Source organism: Aureivirga marina (assembly GCF_015767265.1).
In the GTDB taxonomy this organism is placed as follows: Bacteria; Bacteroidota; Bacteroidia; order Flavobacteriales; family Flavobacteriaceae; genus Aureivirga; species Aureivirga marina.
The window spans coordinates 291,901-310,154 of sequence record NZ_JADPIB010000002.1 but is presented as its reverse complement, the minus strand read 5'-3'; the positions used below and the strand labels follow the sequence as shown (position 1 = coordinate 310,154).

The following is an 18,254-nucleotide window of genomic DNA, read 5'->3' as shown; positions in this document are numbered from 1 at the left end:
CATTATTTACTATTAAATAACTTTTCCACATCAGAAATTGCTTCACGTAAACAGAATACTACAGCTTTATCTCCTTCTTGCATTTTAAAATCACCAATTGTCATATATGCTTTTCCATTACGGATTACACCACCAAAAACAGCTTTTTTAGTAAGTCCAATTTCTTTAATTGTATTTTGTGTTACTTTTGAATTAGGATTTACTTCAAACTCTAAAATTTCAGCATTTACATTATGTAAGCTAGCGTGAGCGACCACTTCTCCTTTACGCACATGTTTAAAAATTGCGCTTGCAGCAAGAAGTTTTTTATTAATTAAAGTGTTGATACCAATTGTTTGAGAAATATTGATATAATCCATATTTTCTACCAAAGCAATGGTACGTTTTACACCTTTTGATTTTGCAACCAAACATGACATGATATTTGTTTCAGAATTTCCTGTCACAGCAATAAATGCGTCCATGTCATTGATATCTTCTTCTTCTAAAATTTCGACATTTCGTCCATCAGCATTAATAACTAAAGCATTTGGAAGTTCTTCTGCAAGTTCGAATGCTTTTTGTTTATTTTTTTCTATAAGTTTAATGTTGAAATTTGTACTACAAAGATTTCTTGTAGATTTTTTACCAATTTTTCCACCACCAAGAATCATAATATCTTTAATTCCAATAGATTCTTTACCAATTAATTGATTAATATTTTTGGCATCTTCTGCTGGTGTAGAAAAATAAACTTGATCAAAAGCTTTGAAAATAGTATCACCTCTAGGAATGATTGTTTTAGTTTCATCTTGTCTGTTAATCGCAATTGCTGTAAAATCAATGCTTGGGAATTTCTGTTGCACTTGTTTTACATTCAAATTTGTGATTGGTGAATTTTCTTCTAAAACACATCCTAAAATTTGTAAAGCCCCATTTTCAAATTCGATTGTATCATTGAAAACAGATTGACGAAGTAAAAGATTAATTTCTTTTGCAGCCAATTCCTCAGGAGAAATCATGGAATCAATACCGATTTCCTTAAAGTTGATATCTTCTGTATTTAAGAATTCAGAATTTGAAATTCGGGCAATTGTTTTTTTAGCTCCCAGCTTTTTAGCGATAGCAGCAATTGCAATATTTGTATTCTGAGACTCTGTTACAGCAAGTAATATATCTGCATTATCGACTCCAATATCTTTTAAAACCTGAATTGAAGTTGCATCTCCTTTTGTAGTAATTACATCCAGATGTGAATTGATGTAATTTAATTTCTCAAGACTGTAATCAATTACAAAAATGTCCTGAGATTCATAGGAAAGAAGTTTGGCAAGATGAAATCCAACATCTCCAGCTCCGGCAATGATAATTTTCATATATTTATTGTATTTAGTGCAAAGATATTACACTTATCTTTGAAAAAAAAATTTAGCTATGGAGAGTTTAGAGATTGAAAAGTCTATAAAACATTGGGCTGATGATGATAAACCTAGAGAAAAATTAGTTTTAAAAGGGAAAAATGCATTGTCAGATGCCGAATTAATCGCAATTCTTATTGGTTCTGGTTCTAGAAATGAATCTGCTGTTGCACTTTCAAAAAGGATTTTAAAGTTTTTTAATAATAATATCAATGAGCTTTCGAAAGCTTCTTTGGATTCGTTGATGCAATTTAAAGGAATTGGAGAAGCAAAAGCAATTAGTATTATAACAGCTTTAGAATTGGGGAAAAGACAACGTTTGGAAGCAGCTTTAGAGCAACCAAAAATTACTTCTAGTAAAAATGTTTTTGAGTTATTACATCCACTTTTAGGAAGTTTACCTCATGAAGAATTTTGGGTGATTTTTTTAAATAATTCTAATAAGGTAATTTTTCAAATGCAATTGAGTAAAGGAGGTTTGACAGCCACTGTTGTCGATATTCGAGTTTTATTTAAAAAAGCTTTAGAATTACGAGCGACTGCCTTTATTCTCGGTCATAATCATCCATCTGGAAGTTTACGTCCTAGTATTGCAGATAAAAATATTACGAAAAAAATTCAAGAAGCTGGAAAAGTTTTGGATATAAAATTATTAGACCATTTAATTATTACACAGAAATCATATTATAGTTTTGCCGATGAAGGAATTATTTAATAATAATTTTTTTAAAAAAATAGGTCAAATAAATTCAAAATTACTTTTACGAATTTTAATCTTTAAAAATTTAAGAAATCTTATTTTTAATATTTTTAATATTTTGAATAATTTGTTCTGCGTGAATTCTAGAATTTTCAATAAACCATTTATTTGTTTTTAATCCACCACAAACAACTCCAGCGATATAGAGATTTGGAATAGTTGTTTCATGTGTTTTTTCATTATAAATTGGTGTTTTATAAGCATCTTCATGAAATTGAATTCCCATTTTTTCTAATAATTTAAAATTCGGTTTATAACCTGTCATGGCTAAAACAAAATCATTTTTTAATGTTTTTTTTCCTTCAGGAGTTATTATATCCACTTCAAAAGGGCGAATTTCTGTAATTTTTGATTCAAAAAAAGCTTTAATTTCTCCTTCTTTAATTCGATTTTCTATGTCAGGTTTTACCCAGTATTTTACATTTTGTCCGATTTCAGTTTCACGAATTACCATTGTTACATTTGCTTTTTTACGGAAAGTTTCCAAAGCCACATCTACAGCAGAATTTGCAGCTCCAACAACAATAATATTTTGTTGAAAATACGGATGTGGTTCATCGTAATAATGTTTCACTTTTGGTAAATTTTCACCTTTTACATTCATTAAAAAAGGCAAATCATAAAATCCAGTTGCTACAATAATATTTTTACATAAAAATGTATTTTTAGAAGTCTCAATTTTAAAATAATCCTCATTTTTTTCTGTTTTTAAAACTTCTTCATACAATTTTAAATTCAATTCCCAATGAGAAGCAACTCTTCGATAATATTCTAAAGCTTCAAAACGGTTTGGTTTATTTCCATGTGAAATAAATGGAATATTTCCAATTTCAAGTTTGTCAGAAGTAGAGAAAAAAGTCATGTTTAAAGGATAATTATAAATAGAATTTGTCAAAGTTCCTTTATCAATAATTACATGGCTTAAATTATTTTTTTGCGCTTCAATTCCACAAGCAAGTCCGATTGGTCCTGCACCAATGATTCCGATATCGTACATTTTTTTTGTTTGAAAATTTGATTTAAAAATACGGAAAATATGGATGCAGAAGTGCATAAAAAAAGTCCTACAAATTTTTGTAGGACTTTTATATTTTAAAAGAAAAGAAAATTAGATTCTTTTCATTTGATCTTTCATCATTTTGATTTGCTCTGTCAACATTCCTTGTTTGTCATGTTTCTTAGCTTCATTTAAATAAGCTGTAGCTTCACGTTTTCTACGTTTTGACATTGCAATTCCACCTAAGTTTAATTTTGCCATTGCAATATCATGTTCCATTGATAAACCAATACTTAAAGCTTTTTTGAATAATTTTTCTGCTTGATTGATATTAGTTTGCATCACAATTAAACCTTGTAAATAAAAATAATAACCTTGTTGTTTTGTAACTAAAGCTGATTGTGGATTTTTAATATATCCTAACCATTTTTGACAACCTTCGAAGTTTTGTTTACGAAGTTGTAAAAAAGCCATAATGATAAATTCGTTTTTAAAATAAAAAAGCACGAAAATTCCTGCTAATAAGATTAAAGAAATACCGTTCATAATATTTCCTTCCACAAATTGAAATACAGCCCAAGCAAAAACAGCAACTGCAATAACTAATTTTATATACTTATTGTACATTGTTTTGATTTGTTTATTATAAATGCAAATGTACATTTTTATAACTGTAATCAAAAACAGCAATAAAAATGTACATTATGAATATTATTTTTTTGAAGAAGCAGTATAATTCTTCTTATATCTCCAATATGTAATTGCGCTAAATACTGCAACTGCGGCAGCAGAATAGTAAACGAAATTTGGAGTAATAGTTTGATCTCCACTTGCATAAGAGTGTAATCCAGAAAGATAGAAGTTTACTCCAAAATAAGTCATTAAAATAGAAGAAAATGTGATTACTGACCAGAAATTGAATGTAAAGATTCCTTTTAAACCTGGAATTAGACGAAGGTGTAATACGAAAGAATACAACATAATACTAATTAAAGCCCAAGTTTCTTTCGGATCCCATCCCCAGTAACGTCCCCAACTTTCGTTCGCCCACATTCCACCTAGGAAGTTTCCAATTACCAGAAGAACTAAACCAACAGTCATAGACATTTCGTTGATATAAGTAAGTTCTTTTATTTGAGATTTTAATTTTTTCTTGTTTTTATCATTCATTAATAACATTAAAATCATCGCGATGATTCCTAAAATCATACTTAATCCAAAAGGACCATAACTTGCAACAATTACAGCTACGTGTACCATTAACCACCATGAATTTAATACTGGAGCAAGGTTTCCTATTTCTGGATCAATCCAGTTACCCATTGCAATCATTAACATCATTGCTGTTAAGAAAGCTGTTGCAGCAATTGTCATAGAAGATTTTCTTCCATAAATTAATCCAAAAAGCATTGTAGCCCAAGCTACATAAATGATGGATTCGTATGCATTACTCCATGGTGCATGTCCACTGATATACCAAATTGCTCCTAAACCTACAGTATGTAATAAGAATAAAATTACGATTATTGCTGTAAGAATAAGGTTTGTATATTTTAATACTTTTGATTTGCTATAAAAAATTTGGAATATAACAACTAATAACATTACGATTCCAAATAATGCATAATATTTAAAAAGTTGATTAAAAATCTTCGCATTATTATACATGATTTCTAAGTCAATTTTCTTTTCACCTGGATGTACAGCAGAACCAAATTTTGTCTGGAATTTTTTAATTCCATCTAAAATTTCATTTGCTTCTTTATAATCATTTGATTTTGCAGCATTATAAAGTGTACTTTTATAAACAGGCATGATCTGACGAACAAAAACAGAATCAATTCCTTTAAAATTGTTGTGTTGGTCAAATTCTGCATGAGAAATCCATTTATTAGTTGGATCATCTTTTAAGGGGAAAATTTTTAAAATATCACCATAAAGAGCGCTATATAATAAGTTTACACGTTTATCAACTTCAATAACATTTTTTTCAAACTTATTTTTAACCTGTTTTTTGAAAGCTTCTTCTTGATAATCTCTTAAAATATAATTTCCTGTTGGATCAAAGAAATCTTTTAAACTAGCAAATTCAGCATCTTCTGGAAGTTTTAAGATCTTTTTTAATTTCTTTTCATTTTTGTCAATTGTAATAATTGGAATTTCAAACCAAACCATTGGCATTAAATTCATTGACATAAATGCTTGATTTGCATCTAAACCTTTATAGGTATCACTTTTACTAACTTTTCTTAATAGTTGTGAAGAAAAAGTATGAAGAGGTTTCATACGACCTCCGTAATCTTGTACAACCAATTTACTAAATTCAAAAGCATGATTTTTATCGATTGTTGTTGCTTTGATAACAGAATCAATTTGTGCTTCCGTAATTGGTTTATGTTCTCTATGTTGTTCTTGAGCAAAAGTGAAAGTTGAAAAACTTAACAAGAAAGCGATAACCAAGCTTGCTCTTTTAGCTCTAATTTTTTTCAATTGATTTTTAAGATGATCAGTTCTTGTGTTTTTCATAAATAAAGCTAAAATCATTCCACCAAATAAGACAAAATATCCGAAATAAGTAACCCAAGTTCCCCAATCATCATGGTTTACTGAAAGGTGTGTTTCTTCATATTCATTAGTAATATTATAACTTGATTGGAAGAATTTATATCCATCATAATGAAGAATATTATTCATGAAAATTTTATAATCGAAAGTTTGATCAGGAGTATAAACAGTTATTTCACTCGCATATGACATTGGACTTTGAGATCCAGGATAATTTTCTAATTGGAAGTCATTTAAACGAATACTGAAAGGAAGTTCTAATTGTTTTGCACCATAATTCATACGGAAAGTTAATCCGCCAACTTGTTGAATTGATGGAGATTCAATAGCATATTGTTTACCAAAAAGAGTAATTTGTTTCGTTTCTCCTTTTGTTGTAATATTAAATACTAATTTATCAGAATTTCCTTGATTTTCTTTGTTTGAAATAGTTTTATATTGTCCTTTTACAGGAGGTTTTGGAACAACGAATTGCATTCCAGAAACATTATGTAAAGTCAATAAATTTAAATTTTGAAGAGAATCTTTTTTGATTGCTCCTTCAAAACTATCAGCCATTCGGAAGAAATTTCCATCTTCTTTAGTTAACAATTGTAAAGTTCCATCATCTGAAAGTTTAAATTCAATTGTATTTGAATCTCCACCACTTTCAAAACCGACTAAAACTCCATGAACAACTTGGCTAGTTCCTTTTTTGATATAGTGATCATGACGACCACCATGACTTGATTCTACAAAATGTAAAAACTCTGTTCCATTTTCTGATTCTTCAAAAATCTCTTCAGCATATGGAATATATTCTACCAAATCAAAAGTAACTTCTTGTCCTTTAAAATCAGCTTTAAAAGAATAATTAGGTTTTCCTTTTGCTGAAAGAAGTATTTTTTTCTCAATTGGTCTTTTTTGGTCTTTTCCGTCATCTATAACGGTTATAAGATAATTATCACGAGATAAAAATAAGTTAGAAGTTTCGCCTTCTTTAATAGGCATCATTCCTTCAAAACCAATATATCTTGTAATTCCAGCACCAATGATGATAAATATAAACGCAAGATGAAAAACAAGGATTACCCATTTTTCTTTTTTGTAAAGTTTATATTTGAAAATATTTCCGAAAAAGTTGATGACAAAAAGTGCCATGATTAATTCAAACCACCAAGTACTGTAAACTAAAGCTTGTGCGGTTTGGGTTCCATAATCATTTTCGATAAAAGTTGCAACTCCCATGGCTACAGCGAATACAAGAAAAAGTACCGCCATGAGACGTGTAGAATATAGGATATTAAGAATTTTTTTCATTATGTATTTCTTGTGTAAATCAAAAACTTTGCAAAGTTAACCATATTAAGTTGAATGAGCATTTGATTTCTGCGTTTTTTAAAATTTTATTGTGTAAAAATTAAAATTTAAGTTTTTTTTAAGAAATGATTTTCAATGAATGAAGCACTTTTTTCAATCATTTCAATATGAAAGCCATAAAAATACTCTTTATATAAAAAAATAATGAAAAGTTAAATCTTACTTTTAGTTTATAATTTTTTGAAACAGTTTTTTATTAAATTATGTTAAAAAACAGCTAGTTATCTAAAAATTATATAAAAAAACAATACCCTCTCTGTTTTTGTTTTTATCTTTAATAATCATAAAATCAACTGTGTAAAATATTTCTTCCCCATAAAAACTTATTGAAGTTCTTTTAATAAGAGGCTTAACGAGATTTTTAACTCAAATTAAATAATATGAGAAAAGTTGTATTATCAATTATTGTAACATTATTATGTGTTTCAGTAAATGGACAAGAGTTCGATTTGTCCGCAGAAATTCGTCCAAGGTTTGAGCATAGACATGGATTTCAAACTTTATTTGATGAAAGTCAAGATGCGGCAGATTTTATTTCACAAAGAACTCGATTAAACTTTGATTTTGAAAAAAGTTATTTAAAATTAAAAGTTTCTCTTCAAAATATTCGAGTTTGGGGAGATGTTGCAACATTAGCGAAAGATGACAAAAACAATTCTGTACATGAAGCTTGGGCAGAAGTAGCTGTTTCAAATGATTTTGGATTTAAATTTGGACGTCAAGTAATTTCTTATGATGATGAGAGAATTTTTGGAGAAGTAAATTGGGCGCAACAAGCTAGAAGTCATGATGCGATTGTGATTACGTATTTACCTTCAGAAAATCATCAAATTGATGCAGGGTATGCTTTAAATGCAGATGAAGAAGATTTAGTAAGAGAAGTGTATGATGTAAATCAATATAAAAATTTTCAATATGGTTGGTATCATGGTGATTTTGGAGATTTTGAATTAAGTTTTTTAGTTTTAAATACTGGATTTGAATTGACACAACCAACAAATGACACCAAAGTTGAATATATGCAAACTTGGGGACCGAGATTGACATACAAATTAGGGGAATTTGATTTTGCATTAGCAGGTTATTGGCAATCAGGAAAATTTATGAGAAATACTGTAGAAGCTGGATATGCTGGAGGAACTGCAAAGTATAGAATTTCTAATAGTTTTTCTGTTGGAGTTGGTTATGAATATCTTTCAGGAAAAGATATGGATGATACAAGTAGCAAAGTAAAAGCATTTAATCCATTATTTGGAACAAATCATAAATTTAATGGTTGGATGGATTATTTTTATGTAGGAAATCCACATGGGGGAGTTGGTTTATCCGATTTTAATGGTCAAATCAATTATTCTAGAGGAAAATTTGCAGCAACAATCCAACCACATGTTTTTGCAGCAGCTAATACAATTTTAGATCAAAATGGAAGAACAACGAGTAAAACACTTGGAACAGAAATAGACTTACAATTAACTTATAAATTGTATAGAGATATTTTATTGACAGGTGGTTATTCTCAAATGTTTGCTACAAAAGAAATGGAGATATTAAAAGGTGGAGATAGAAATGCAACAAATAACTGGGCTTGGTTTATGATTACTTTTAAACCGAATTTATTTTCTATTGTTAAAAAATAAATTTCCACTTTCTAAAAAGAAAAAAAAGCATTCAAATTATGATGATTTGAATGCTTTTTTATTGTAAAAGCTTATAATGATTTATTTTTAATAAAATCTGTGAAATTAGATTGATGATTCTTAAATATTGTTAAAAATATCTTTTATATGTAATTTTTTTTCTTTTTTTTTACAAAAAAATAATATTAAAAGTTAGCTTTTAATATATTTGTTTGAAAATACTTACAAAAAACTAAAAAATTATGGTTAAAAAATTACTCTTCAGTTGTATAGCATTATTTGCTGGTGCAACTGCTTTTTCACAAACTATTCAAGTGAATCCAGAGACAATTTCTGCTTCGACAATGGAGCCTGAATCTCTAGTAAGAGAGGTTTTGTTAGCAGGAGAATGCGTTGATATGACTTGGATAGATGATGTAACAAATCCAGAATATGGACCAGAAGATAGAGAAGATAAAAGTTATGGTTTTTTTAAACGTGTGACAGAGAACTTTCCTTTTCAAAATGGTATTATTATGACATCTGGAAAAGCTTATAGATCTGGAAATGAGGTTATAACATCGACTTTATCTGATAGTGATACAGAATGGTATAATATGGGAGATGATCATTTATTGAGTATTATTCAAAATTCTTCATATCCAAGAAATGCTGTAAGAAATGTTACAATTTTTGAGTTCGAATTTGTTCCTTTAGTAGAAAACTTGGAGTTTAATTATATTTTTGCGTCTGAAGAATATGGAAGTTTTGAGTGTACTTTTTCAGATGTATTTGCTTTTATTTTAAATGGTCCAGGTATTAATGATGTTAATGAATATGATGGAGATGCAAATGGTAATACTCCACCTGTTTCTTTAGACTTGGGTGGAAAAAATATTGCTGTTGTTCCTGGAACTACAATTCCTGTAATGGTTACAAATGTACATTCAGGAGTTTTGTGTGATATTGAACAAGAAACGTATGAATATTATGACGCTGTAAATTCAGGGAATGGGGCGATTAACTACAATGCTCAAACTGTGGTTTTTACAGCTGAACATCCAGTTACACCAGGTGAAACATATACAATTAAATTAGCAATTGGTGATGCAGGAGATTCTGCATATGATTCAGCGGTATTTTTAGAAGGAGGAAGTTTTGATTTAGGAGAGCTTCCAGCAATTGGACAAGATTTAACAGAAACAGGAGGGAACGCTTTATGTGAAAATGGTGGTTCTGTTGTAATTGGATACAATGAAGATGATATTGCGACAATTCCTTCAATTGTTGAATATCAGTTTGTAAAAGTAGAAGGTGAAGATTATGTTGTTGTTCAAGAAGCAGGAGATAATTACACTTTTGAGGTTTTTGAGCCAGGTACTTATTTATTACAAGTTTTATATCCAAGTGGATGTGCTCAAGAAAGTAATCCTGTAATTATTGAGTTCTATGATTTACCAGATAATCCAACTGCTTCATTCATGGAAGATTGTACAGTTGATGATGTTACTATTTTTGATTTAGAATCTAAGATTAGTGAAATTTTAGAAGGAGAAGATCCTAATACTTTTGAGGTTAAATTTTTTAATTCATTAGAAGCTGCTGAAGATTTTGATACTGATTTATCAATAACAGAAAAAGAAGTTCAAGGAAATACTACTGAAACTATTTTTGTTAGAATTACTAATATTAATACAATTGACAATCCGAATTTAGCTGCTCCATGTTATTATCCAATTTTCACATTTGATTTAAGAGCTTTCTTAACACCAAGTTTAGTTGATGCTTCAGATGTTGAAAAGATTAAAATTTGTGACAATGAATCATATGGAACGTTAGAAGATAATATTGCATATTTTGATTTAACAGAACGTCAAGAAGTTTTATTAAGTGGATATTCTACAGAAAACTATACAATTCAATATGCAAAAGATGCAGACTTTAATAATTTAATTGCAGATCCAACAAGCTATGCAAATGTAGATTCTCCTTTAGAAGATATCGTTTATGTAAGATTAATCAATAACTTAAATGAAAATTGTATAGGAAATACTTCATTTAAACTTGAAGTTGAACCTTATGAAAGTGCAGAATGTAGTATTACTTATCCAGAAGGTTTCTCTCCAAATGGAAATGGAATCAATGATACTTTTTATATCAAAGGATTAATTGAAGAATATCCAAATTATAAAATTGAATTCTTCAATCGTTGGGGTAATAAAGTTTATACAGATTCACAAGGGAATTATTGGAATGGACAATTAGATGGGGATGGAAAACGTGCGCCAGCCGGAGTTTATTTCTATGTGCTTTATTATAATGATGGAGCAAAAGGTCCAGAACAACGAAAACTGTTCTTAAATAGATAATTCTAAAAATTAATAGAGAGAAAAGATAACACATGAAACAAAAGATACTATTATTTGTATTTGCAGCTTTTTTTGCCGTAAATACATTTGCGCAACAAGATCCTCAATATACGCAGTATATGTATAATATGAGTATCGTGAATCCTGCTTACACAACAGGGACAGAAAATATATTAAGTTTTGGAGCTTTGTATCGTACACAATGGACTGGTGTAGAAGGTGGGCCTGAAACATTTACAGGATTTGTACACATGCCTGTATCTGACAATATTGAAGTTGGACTATCACTTGTACATGATGAAATAGGAGGTATTGTAAAAGAAAATGTTATTACAGGAGATTTTGCATATCGCTTAAATTTTGCTAATGATTTACATTTATCATTTGGTTTAAAAGCAGGAGTTTCTTTATATGATGCAAATATTGCAGGATTATTAACTATTGATCCAGATCCTGATTTTGCAAGTAACATCAATAAAACTTACTTCAACTTAGGAGCAGGAGTTTATTTTAATTCAGATAAATTTTATGTTGGATTATCTGTTCCATCATTTATTCCACAACCACATTTAGATTCAACAGATACAGAAAATTTATGGGCTAGAGAATCTAATATGTTCTTAACTGGAGGATATGTATTTGATTTAAGTTCAAAATGGCGTTTCAAACCAGCTTTCTTAGCAAAATATATTTCTGGAGAACCAGTTTCGTTTGATTTAACAGCAAACTTCTTATATAATAATTTTGTTGAGTTTGGAGCAGGTTATCGTTTTGATGATGCAATAAGTGGTTTAGTAAACTTTAGAATTACTGAAATCGTTCGTTTAGGATATGCTTACGATTATACAACATCAGATTTTAAAGATTATGTAGGTTCTACACATGAATTATTCTTGTTATTTAACATTGATACTTCAACGAGAGGATACGATAAATCACCAAGATTCTTCTAATTCAAAACACGATAATCATGAAAAAAATTATACTATCTATATGTATTTTGGCATCAGCAGTTCAGCTTGCTAATGCACAAAGTAGCACACAAAAGAAAGCTGATAAATTATTTGGAAAAGCTCGTTATGTTCAAGCAGCAGAATTATATGAGAAAGAAGTTAATGAAAACAAATCTTTAGATTTATTAGAGAAATTAGGAGATTGTTATTATTATAATGGAAAAATGAACAATGCTGCAAAATATTACGCACAGGCTTTAGAATTATATCCTGAGCAAGTTGATGCAGAACATTTACACCGTTATGCAATGTCTTTAAAAGGGAATAAAGATTATTCTAAGGCAGACAAAATAATGCAAAAATATAATGCAAAGGTTGGAAGGGTGAAAACTGCTCCAAATACTCTAGCTTATTTTACTGAGCTTGAGAAAAAAGAAAGACGTCCATTTATCGTAACAAATAGTTCAATTAGTACAAAAGATTCAGAATGGGGAGCGGCTTTTAATGCAAATCAAATCATTTTTGCTTCTTCAAGAGAGGGTGATAGTTCTAAAAAGAAATATAAATGGAATAATGAGAATTATTTAGATTTATTTATTGCTGAAGTAGATGAAGAAGGAGATGCAACTGGAGCAACACCTTTTTCTAAAGAAATAAATTCTTCAGCGCATGAAGGAGGAGTTACTTTTAGTGGAGATGGAAATACAATTTACTTTACAAGAAATGTAAAGCCAAAAAATAGAAAAGGAGATAAAATTTCTCATTTAAAGATATTTAAATCAACAAAAGTTGGTGGAACTTGGACAGAGCCAATTGAAGTTTCTTTTAACCAAGAAGGATATTCTACAGCACATCCTGCATTGAACAAGAATAATACAAAATTATATTTTGCTTCAGATATGCCAGGAACAGAAGGAGGATTTGATATTTTCGTAGTTGATATCAATAAAGATGGAAGTTTTGGAGAACCAAAGAATGTTGGACCAAATGTAAATACAGAAAATAGAGAGCAATTCCCATTTGTAAGTGATGAAAATAATTTATATTTCTCATCAGATGGTCGAATGACTTTAGGAGGTTTAGATGTTTTTGTAAGTAAAATAGAAGGTAATTCATATTCTAAAGCTCAAAATCTTGGAAATGTAATTAATTCAAATAAAGATGATTTTGGATTTATTTATGATGAAGGAACTGAAAAAGGATTCTTATCATCAAATAGAGATGGAGGACAAGGATCAGATGATATTTATAGAGTTGATCGTAAGCAAATTTACTTCGTAGAAGGAGTTGCACAAGACAGTAAAACTGGAGAATTACTTCCTGGAGCTGAAGTTGTGATGTTTGATAATACAGGTAAAGTGATTACGAAAACAATTGTTGGAAAAGATGGAGCATTCTCATTTGAAATTCAACCAACAAGTGATTATAAATTAACTGGTGAATTATTAACTTATGATCCATCAACAGTAGAGTTTTCAACTGGAAAAAAAGGAAATATTGAGCAAAATGTTATTCTTAAATTAACTCCAGTAGTTCCAGATCCAGTATTAGTAACAAAACCAATTTATTTCGAGTTTGATAAAGCAATCTTAGTTGACGATTCTAAAACAGAATTGGATAGAATTATCAACTTTATGAAAGAACATCCAACATTTAGAATTGAGGTTGCTTCTTATACAGATAATCGAGGAACTGATGCTTATAACATGAGTTTATCAGCTAGAAGAGCAAATTCAGTAAAAGAATATTTTGTGGAACAAGGAATTGAAGAAGGAAGACTTGTTTCCGTTGGTTACGGAGAAACAAAGCCTGTTGAAGACTGTAAGAAATGTACAGATGAGCAACACGCTAAAAACCGTAGATCAGAATTTACATTAATAAAATAATTGTTGTTAATTGAATATTTTGCAAAAAGACTGCTTATATAAGCAGTCTTTTTTTTAGATTAACTTTTTTAATTTATCAAAATCATTACTTGTTAAAAGTGAAACATTTTTTGTAATTTTTTCAATATCCCAATTCCACCATTGAATTTCTTTAAGTAATTTTATATTTTCTTCAGAAAACCTTTTTTTAATCAGTTTCGCAGGGTTTCCACCAACAATAGAATAGGGCTCTATATTTTTAGTAATTGTAGAATTTGAAGCAATAATAGATCCATTTCCAATTTTAATTCCAGGCATAATTGTAACATTGTGACCAATCCAAACATCATTTTCAATAATTGTATTTCCTTTATTAGGATATTTTTTATTGTCCATTGCATTTTTCCAATCTTCTCCAAAAATAGCAAAAGGATAGGAAGAAATGCTTTCTGTTAAGTGATTTCCACCATTCATTATAAATTTTACATCAGAGGCAATCATACAGAATTTACCAATGATTAACTTATCGCCAATAAAATCAAAATGGTATTTTACATTCTTTTCAAAGTTTTCTACATTTTCAAAATCATCATAATAAGTATAATCACCAACAATGATATTTGGGTTCTTTATAATATTCTTTAAAAAGCACAGTTTTTTATGATGTGCAATTGGATACATTTTTTCTTTATCAGGAGCTGTCATTTGTTTAAATTTGGTTGAAAATTAATTAAGTTTAATTTGATTGGCAAAATAGAAGTTTAAAAAAGTAAAATAATCAATCTATTTTAATTATTTAATTTAAAATTATAACCTTAAATGTTATGATTATTAGATGTTTAAAAGGAATTTGTAAAAAATAAACATTAATTATGTAATGTTTGTATATTTAGTGATTATTTATTGAAGATAAAATTAATAGTTAATATAATATTTATGAATTTTGAATATTTAGCTCCCGTTAATAGTGATTTATTTAAAGATAAGTTACAATCGCCTTTGAAGTTATTTTCAAATTATATTGAGATACACACAAAAGAAAAAGGTATTCCAGATTTAAAAGGAGTGAGAATTGCAATTTTAGGAGTAGAAGAAGGGAGAAAATCAATAGGAAACAAAGAGACAGGACAAAATATTGATAATATTCGAAAAAGTTTATACAAATTACATGTAGGAAATTGGAATTCAAAAATTGTAGATTTAGGAAATATAAAACAAGGAGAGAACTATGAAGATACTTGTTTTGCTTTTGAAATTGTACTTTCTACATTGATTTCAGAAAATATTATTCCGATTGTTTTGGGTGGTGGTCATGATTTGACTTATTCAATGTGTAAAGTATATAATTCGGTTACAAAAGGATTGAATTTAGCTGTGATAGATTCTAAATTTGATTTTGGAGTAGTAAATTCAGAATTAAACTCAAATTCATATTTGAGAAAAATAATTACAGAAAAACCAAACAATTTATACAACTTTGTAAATATAGGTTATCAAACCTATTACAATTCGCAAGATGAAATAGAGTTATTAGAAACAATGAATTTTGAAGCTTATAGAATGGGAGAAATTACTTCTAATTTTGAAATAGCAGAATTAATTTTCAGAGATTCTGATGTTGTAAGTTTAGATATTGGAAGTATTCGAGCTTCAGATGCTTCAGGAAATGGAAATGTTGGTGTAAATGGATTTTATGGAGATGAGATTTGTAAAATTTCTAGGTATGCAGGAATAAGTGATAGGGTAACTTCTTTTGGAATTTTCGAATATAATAGTATTTTTGACATCAGAAATTTAACGGCTGAACTGATTTCTCAAATTGTATGGTATTTTATTGAAGGAGTAAACTTACGAGCAAAAGATTTTCCTTTTACTTCCTTGGAAAATTATCAGAAGTTTATAGTATTAATTGAAAATGAGGAGTTTAACTTTTATAAAAGTCATAAAAGCGGACGTTGGTGGATGGAAATTAATTTGTCAAAAAATACTAATGACAAAAAAAATACGTTAATACCTTGTACGTATCAAGATTATTTAACGGCAAACAATAATGAGATACCAGAAAGATTATATAAATCTTATAAAAGATTGAAATAAATGTAGGAATCTTAACGTTTTAATATGTAGTTTGTTAAATATTTTGTTTAAAAATTATTAATTTGATTTTGAAGAAGTATTTAAAAAGAATTGCATTTTAGTAAAAAAATTTATAGGTTTACGCACTTTTAGAAAAGATAAATTATAATTATGAAGAAAATAGCGTTTTACATGTTACTCGTTGCAGTAGCTTTTAGTTGTGGTTCTAACGACAAAGGAGAACTTGTGGGAGTTAAAACCGGAACTAAATGGATTGAAGAAAAACCATTTGGTATGACCTTGATTCCTGGAGGAGCGTTTACGATGGGAAAACAAGATGAGGACATTGCAGGGGCTTTAAATACTCCAGCAAGAACAGTTACTGTTAGACCATTTTATATGGATGAAACAGAAATTACAAACAGTGAGTACAAGGAATTTGTATTCTGGGTACGTGATTCTATCGTAAGAACAAAGTTAGCTATCTTAGCTGATGAAATGAATGGAGGAGAAGGAGAAGGAACTATTTTGGAAGATTATCAGTTTTTAGCAGCTGATACTGCGGATGCAACTCCATATGAAAAATATATGATGGAGAACTACGGAAGTTTAGGAGATATCAACTCACCAACTCAAGGAAGGTATTTAGATTGGGACACAGAATTAATTTGGAATACTGCTGAATTCCCTGATCAATACTATACGGAAGTAATGGATTCAATGTATTTACCAATTGAAGAGAGTTTTGATGGTAGAAGAATGTTAGATGTTACTAAATTAAAGTATAAATATTCTACATTAGATGTTGAGTCTGCTGCTAGAAAAAAAGGAAAAAGATCAGAACACATTATTCAAGAAGTTGTTTCTGTTTATCCTGATACTACAGTTTGGATTAAAGACTTCAAATATTCTTATAATGATCCAATGCACCAAGATTATTTCTTCCACCAAGCATATGCTGATTATCCAGTAGTTGGAGTAACTTGGAACCAAGCAAAAGCATTTTGTAGCTGGAGAACTAAAAAGAAAAATGACTATTTAAAAGGAAAAAAGAAAGCTAGTAAAGTACCATATTTCAGATTGCCTACTGAAGCAGAATGGGAATATGCTGCACGTGGAGGAGTTGCTTATGCTACTTACCCATGGGGAACATCATATACTACAAGTGATCAAGGATGTTTCTTAGCGAACTTTAAACCAAGTCGTGGAGATTATGCAGTAGATAATGCATTATATACTATGGAAGCAAATGCATTCCACCCGAATGCTTATGGTTTATATAACATGGCAGGAAACGTTTCTGAGTGGACTAATTCTGCTTATGTTGACCAAGCATACTATTTTGAATCAACAATGAATCCAAACGTAGAAGATAGAGATAACAAGCGTAAAGCAATCAGAGGAGGTTCTTGGAAAGATGTTGCTTATTTCTTAGAAGTAAGTACAAGAGATTTCGAATATGCTGATTCAGCTCGTAGTTATATCGGATTCAGAACAGTACAAGATTACTTAGGAACTAGCTTACAAGGAAGAAACTAAAATACTCGTAAAAATAAATAACTTAAAACCCAAATAATTAACTAACTTAAATTTTAAAAATTATGGCAAAGTCAAAAGCAGGTAAGAAATTAATGAATATGGCATACGGTTTAGGAGCCTCAATCGTAATTATCGGAGCATTATTTAAAATCTTACACTTGAAATTTGGACCAATCACCGGAGGAGTAATGTTAACAATTGGACTTGTAACAGAGGCGTTAATTTTCGCGATTTCTGCATTCGAGCCAATTGAGGAAGAATTAGATTGGACATTAGTTTATCCTGAGTTAGCAGGAGGACAAGCTAAAGAAAAAGAGGCTAAACAAGCTGCTCAAACTAACGAGCAATCTATGTTATCTCAAAAACTTGACGATATGTTAAAAGATGCTCAATTAGATGCTAATTTAATGAAGAGTTTAGGTGATAGCATCCGTAATTTCAAAGGTGCTGCTGAAAACATCCAACCAGCTGTAGATTCAATTGCTGCTACTTCTAAATACAGTGAGCAATTATCATTAGCTGCTAACCAAATGGAATCTTTAAACAACTTATATAAAGTACAATTAGAAAGCGCTTCAAGACAAGCTGAAATCAATGCTTCAGTTGCTGATAACGCTGGAAAATTAAAAGAGCAAATGGAATCATTAGCTACAAACCTTTCTTCTTTAAATGGAGTATACGGAGGAATGTTATCTGCTATGACTAATCGTTAATTAGTTTTTTCAAAACCTATTATTTATTAACAATTTTAAAATTTT

The 18,254-nt window shown here is 29.4% G+C and carries 13 protein-coding genes; 8 read left to right on the top strand and 5 right to left on the bottom strand.

The genetic code is table 11. The features are described from left to right. Positions 1-2: 2 nt before the first annotated feature. Positions 3-1,355 (bottom strand): Trk system potassium transporter TrkA, encoded by a 1,353-nt coding sequence (gene trkA, locus I1A51_RS05535; RefSeq protein ID WP_196891877.1) that lies wholly within the window; start codon positions 1,353-1,355, stop codon positions 3-5. Positions 1,356-1,413: 58 nt separating this feature from the next. Here trkA and radC point away from each other — a divergent pair, with 58 nt between their 5' ends. Further along, positions 1,414-2,112, top strand: coding sequence for a RadC family protein (gene radC / locus I1A51_RS05530; protein WP_196891876.1), 699 nt, complete (start codon positions 1,414-1,416; stop codon positions 2,110-2,112). A gap of 70 nt (positions 2,113-2,182) precedes the next feature. Here radC and I1A51_RS05525 read toward each other — a convergent pair whose 3' ends face one another. The 3 genes from I1A51_RS05525 to ccsA all read right to left on the bottom strand — a co-directional run bounded on the left by I1A51_RS05525 (position 2,183) and on the right by ccsA (position 6,979). Continuing rightward, positions 2,183-3,154: a YpdA family putative bacillithiol disulfide reductase gene (locus I1A51_RS05525; RefSeq protein WP_196891875.1), complete on the bottom strand. Its 972-nt coding sequence runs from the start codon at positions 3,152-3,154 to the stop codon at positions 2,183-2,185. 111 nt (positions 3,155-3,265) lie between these two features. Next, the gene (locus I1A51_RS05520; protein WP_196891874.1) at positions 3,266-3,781 is read right to left on the bottom strand and encodes a DUF2892 domain-containing protein; all 516 of its coding nucleotides are present in this window, start codon (positions 3,779-3,781) and stop codon (positions 3,266-3,268) included. 84 nt (positions 3,782-3,865) lie between these two features. Continuing rightward, on the bottom strand, positions 3,866-6,979 hold the full coding sequence (gene ccsA / locus I1A51_RS05515; protein WP_231373967.1) for a cytochrome c biogenesis protein: 3,114 nt from the start codon (positions 6,977-6,979) through the stop codon (positions 3,866-3,868). A 479-nt stretch (positions 6,980-7,458) separates the two neighbouring features. Between ccsA and I1A51_RS05510 the strand changes: the two genes are divergently transcribed. From I1A51_RS05510 to I1A51_RS05495, 4 genes are all read left to right on the top strand, one after another. Then, complete coding sequence (locus tag I1A51_RS05510) at positions 7,459-8,715, top strand: alginate export family protein (RefSeq protein ID WP_196891866.1); 1,257 nt, start codon at positions 7,459-7,461, stop codon at positions 8,713-8,715. Positions 8,716-8,957: 242 nt separating this feature from the next. Further along, positions 8,958-11,063, top strand: coding sequence for a choice-of-anchor L domain-containing protein (locus I1A51_RS05505; protein WP_196891865.1), 2,106 nt, complete (start codon positions 8,958-8,960; stop codon positions 11,061-11,063). 32 nt (positions 11,064-11,095) lie between these two features. Beyond that, positions 11,096-12,016 (top strand): PorP/SprF family type IX secretion system membrane protein, encoded by a 921-nt coding sequence (locus I1A51_RS05500; RefSeq protein ID WP_196891864.1) that lies wholly within the window; start codon positions 11,096-11,098, stop codon positions 12,014-12,016. Between the two features lie 17 nt (positions 12,017-12,033). Next, positions 12,034-13,902, top strand: coding sequence for an OmpA family protein (locus I1A51_RS05495; RefSeq protein ID WP_196891863.1), 1,869 nt, complete (start codon positions 12,034-12,036; stop codon positions 13,900-13,902). A 54-nt stretch (positions 13,903-13,956) separates the two neighbouring features. Here the strand turns inward: I1A51_RS05495 and I1A51_RS05490 are convergent, their stop codons facing one another. Next, positions 13,957-14,586: a CatB-related O-acetyltransferase gene (locus tag I1A51_RS05490; RefSeq protein ID WP_196891862.1), complete on the bottom strand. Its 630-nt coding sequence runs from the start codon at positions 14,584-14,586 to the stop codon at positions 13,957-13,959. 231 nt (positions 14,587-14,817) lie between these two features. On the opposite strand from I1A51_RS05490, the gene I1A51_RS05485 reads away from it, so the two are divergent. The 3 genes from I1A51_RS05485 (at position 14,818) to porL (ending at position 18,209) form a co-directional block, all read left to right on the top strand. Beyond that, positions 14,818-15,978, top strand: coding sequence for a formimidoylglutamase (locus I1A51_RS05485; protein ID WP_196891861.1), 1,161 nt, complete (start codon positions 14,818-14,820; stop codon positions 15,976-15,978). A 150-nt stretch (positions 15,979-16,128) separates the two neighbouring features. Next, complete coding sequence (gene porK / locus I1A51_RS05480; protein WP_196891860.1) at positions 16,129-17,496, top strand: T9SS ring complex lipoprotein PorK/GldK; 1,368 nt, start codon at positions 16,129-16,131, stop codon at positions 17,494-17,496. Between the two features lie 62 nt (positions 17,497-17,558). Beyond that, positions 17,559-18,209, top strand: a complete 651-nt coding sequence (gene porL, locus I1A51_RS05475) for a type IX secretion system motor protein PorL/GldL (RefSeq protein WP_196891859.1) — start codon at positions 17,559-17,561, stop codon at positions 18,207-18,209. Positions 18,210-18,254 lie beyond the last annotated feature (45 nt).